The organism is Chlorobium sp. N1 (assembly GCF_004332115.1).
Lineage (GTDB): Bacteria > Bacteroidota > Chlorobiia > Chlorobiales > Chlorobiaceae > Chlorobium.
Genome location: NZ_SJPA01000025.1, coordinates 1 through 3147, shown reverse-complemented (window position 1 = coordinate 3147; position 3147 = coordinate 1). Strand labels below are relative to the sequence as shown.

Genomic DNA, 3147 nt, shown 5'->3' with positions numbered 1-3147 from the left:
TCCTGAGTCTCAGCGTATTCGAGAAAGTCGATATTTTACAATTAGTTACGAACTCAGCCGGCACAATCGAGAGTACCTATACCGATAACCAGTTGAATTTATTTGACTTATAACCGGACACTAGTGGAACACCATAATAAAACGATGCTGGACGATCCGCTATAGCCGTGTGAAATACCCCTCTATATTTCAACCTGTAGAGCTCCAGCACCCGGCAATGGGTTTTATCAGTCACCTGACGAGCGAGCTCTTTAGCATGAACCAAAGCACGAGCAGCCGCTATCCAGACTCGCCTGCTATTATTTCCATCCTGCAACAAGCCCTTTGCCTCTTCATACCCAAGCACACAGGACTCCAAATAAAACCTCGACCGACGCTCGTCTCTGTCCCGAAGCTCTTTCGCCAGAAAAAACAACTGCCCGGCCAATGCCACAAGAATACCCGCAGGTAATGCCACCCTCTCAACCGTAAGCGCATTGGAGCTCTCCAGCAGTGAATAAACCAATCCGATACCCGCCAAAAGAATCAGCGCCGAGGCCAGGAAAGAAAAGATGTTTACCCTGCGTATCGGCCAGATCTTCATGTTCATACACTCTCCCAACAGATCATGCGATCCTCACGCACAAACCGTTTCCATCCACGAAACAAGTTCTTCAACGGCCTCTGGATCGGACACCACTGGACGCCAACCGTTTTGTTCAATATCATTTACAAATTTCGCCTGCACCGGTCCCTTCTTGCCAGGCAGTCCAAGATGGTGTTCAATATCTCCAGATGGCCACAGCCATACTTCTTGTGCAAGCAGCGCGCCCCGCATTGCGTCCGCTGTTTCTCGTCCAACCGTTGTGGCCCAGAGCGTTACCGCTGCTGAAGGTTTCAGGCTATCCTTCCGCTCCTTATCCCGACATGGTCTGCCGTTATCAAGACGCACCCGTTCATCCTGCTCAGCAAGGTCCCTGAACTCTTCAAGCATACGCAACAGCAAAGGATCATCCTTTGCAATCATTCCGGAGGAAGGAGCCTTGTCGAGCACATAGTCAAGATCAGCAATCGCAAAACAGGTCATGCCCATAGCACCCAGCACATTCATGCAATCTGAAACAGCTGCACCGCCATCCACCTGCACCAAAGCAACACTTCTGGATCCGAGGCTTTTGCCGGTCACGACCTGAATCAAGGCTGGTAACACACGGGTTTCCGTAATCCCCTCAACAAGCAGCGCACGATCCGCAAACAACCACTCCTTGGCGTTCTTCAAATCGAGCAATGTCTGCAGACGACTGCCATCATCATTGACATAACGCTGCAACACAGTCTCAAGGGTTGAGGCAACAGTAGTAGAGGATCCCTTGCGAACCAACCTGGTATTGGGTACCGACTCACGATCGATCATGAGCGGTGAATGCGTGGTGAACAGCACCTGATACCCATTGTTTGACAACCTTTTCAACGCCTCACGAACCTGTTCGATTGCCTGTGGATGGAGGAACAGTTCTGGTTCGTCGATAATCAACAACCGTTGATCAGGCTCAGACCCTGAACCCACTGCCCTCTCACGGACTTCAGCCAGATACTGGATCATGGACATCTGAATGCTTCGCTGCACACCATGACCGAGACATGAAAAATCACGAGCCTCACCACCAGCCTCACTGACCTTAACGGTGGCACCCTTAAGCAACGCACCCATTTCAGGCACTGGGATTTCAAGGTGCAACGCCACACCGGGGAAATAATCACGAAGGACTGAGGTAGCTTCTTCATCAAATCTCTGCAGCGTAGCAGAACGACTACCCCCATTGGCATTGAAACTGGAACGCAAATCAGCAAGAACCATTGCCAGCTGATCGGAGTGAGCATCTTCAAGCGCAACCGAAAACTCTGCAAGCAGTTTACCGATCGTATTGCTCGATTTCACCCTGCTCGAATCCTCAGCAGCATCCTCCATCGCACCAATAACGACTGGCTCAGGAAACAGCGCCTTCAGCGCTGCAGCAATACCGGTAGGATTGATAACCCATTCCCCGCTTTCCCCAACTGAAGCATTCCATATAGAAAGCACTGCCGTACTTGCAGCACCAGGAGACGACAGTTCACGACGGAAGCGCAGTAAGCCACCATCCATCAAGAGTGGTTCAATCCGGCTACGATGCTTTACATCCAGCCTATCAAGAAGACTTTCAGTAATCCCGTTTATCTCTCCTTCAACAACAACAGGCAGACTGAGCTGATTGAAATCAGCTGCTTAAAGAGCAAAAGGAGCGATGAACCACCGAATAGCCGCCAGCAGATTGCTCTTCCCAGCATTGTTATACCCCACAAAAGGAGTAAACGCAGCTAAATCAAAACTTACATGTTGGCAGGATCGGAAGTTAGAGATAGAAATGTGGGAAAGGAAATGCATAATCACGGCGTCGGCTTGCCAAACACCTTGCGAAGATAAATCTCAACAGTAGCTGCACGTAAAACCATATCGCTCTTATCGTGAGCAGTATTACTTAGATGAGGTCGAAGATACTCTTGATACCAATCTTCAGCAGCATAGTCAGAATAGACGCTTTCTTCTGGTTTCAGCAAATCAGAAAGATATGATGACACAGATGCCTCACGAATCCATGCAGGGTATTCGGTATAGTTTTTTTTGTCAGAAATACCCCAAATAGACCTTGCTGTCCTGATCGCCTTGGCAATTGCTCTTTCCGGAATAGAGCGTGTTTTGATTTCACCAACAACCTTTCCAGTTTTTTGCCATGGAATATCTCTAAAAAAATCCGGAAATTTACGCCTTACCCAAGCCGCATAAAGCTTATTGCTTTCTCTATATTGATTCGGAATAGCCATCAATAACTCAAATACACTATTATCAACAATAGGCTTTCTTTGGCATAATTCACGCAAAACATTTACCGTTCCCATATTTGTAAACCTTCGCTGCCTATTGACATATATAATAGGCTCTACCCTGTTCAAGGCACCATAAAACGATTCAAGACCCTTGAATTCAAAATACCCTTTAAAGAGGCTCTTCGTCAAATTTAGTGGGAATGCGGGAGGAAATGGATAGCTTGACGTAGTCTCAAGCCTCACCAATCCAACCCGCAGTCTCGTGATGGAATCCCTGATCTCTCATTACCAGCAGCTTCTTGG

Annotated in this window: 3 protein-coding genes; all 3 read right to left on the bottom strand. The window is 48.1% G+C overall.

The window, feature by feature from the left end:
* Positions 1-76: 76 nt before the first annotated feature.
* A complete protein-coding gene (locus tag E0L29_RS11365) occupies positions 77-589 on the bottom strand; it encodes a hypothetical protein (RefSeq protein ID WP_131359197.1) in 513 nt (170 codons plus the stop codon).
* A gap of 27 nt (positions 590-616) precedes the next feature.
* A complete protein-coding gene (locus E0L29_RS11360; RefSeq protein WP_131359195.1) occupies positions 617-2125 on the bottom strand; it encodes an AAA family ATPase in 1509 nt (502 codons plus the stop codon).
* A gap of 281 nt (positions 2126-2406) precedes the next feature.
* Positions 2407-3033 carry a hypothetical protein gene (locus tag E0L29_RS11350; protein WP_131359190.1) on the bottom strand — a complete coding sequence of 209 codons (627 nt, stop codon included), beginning with the start codon at positions 3031-3033 and terminating at the stop codon, positions 2407-2409.
* Positions 3034-3147: the final 114 nt, after the last annotated feature.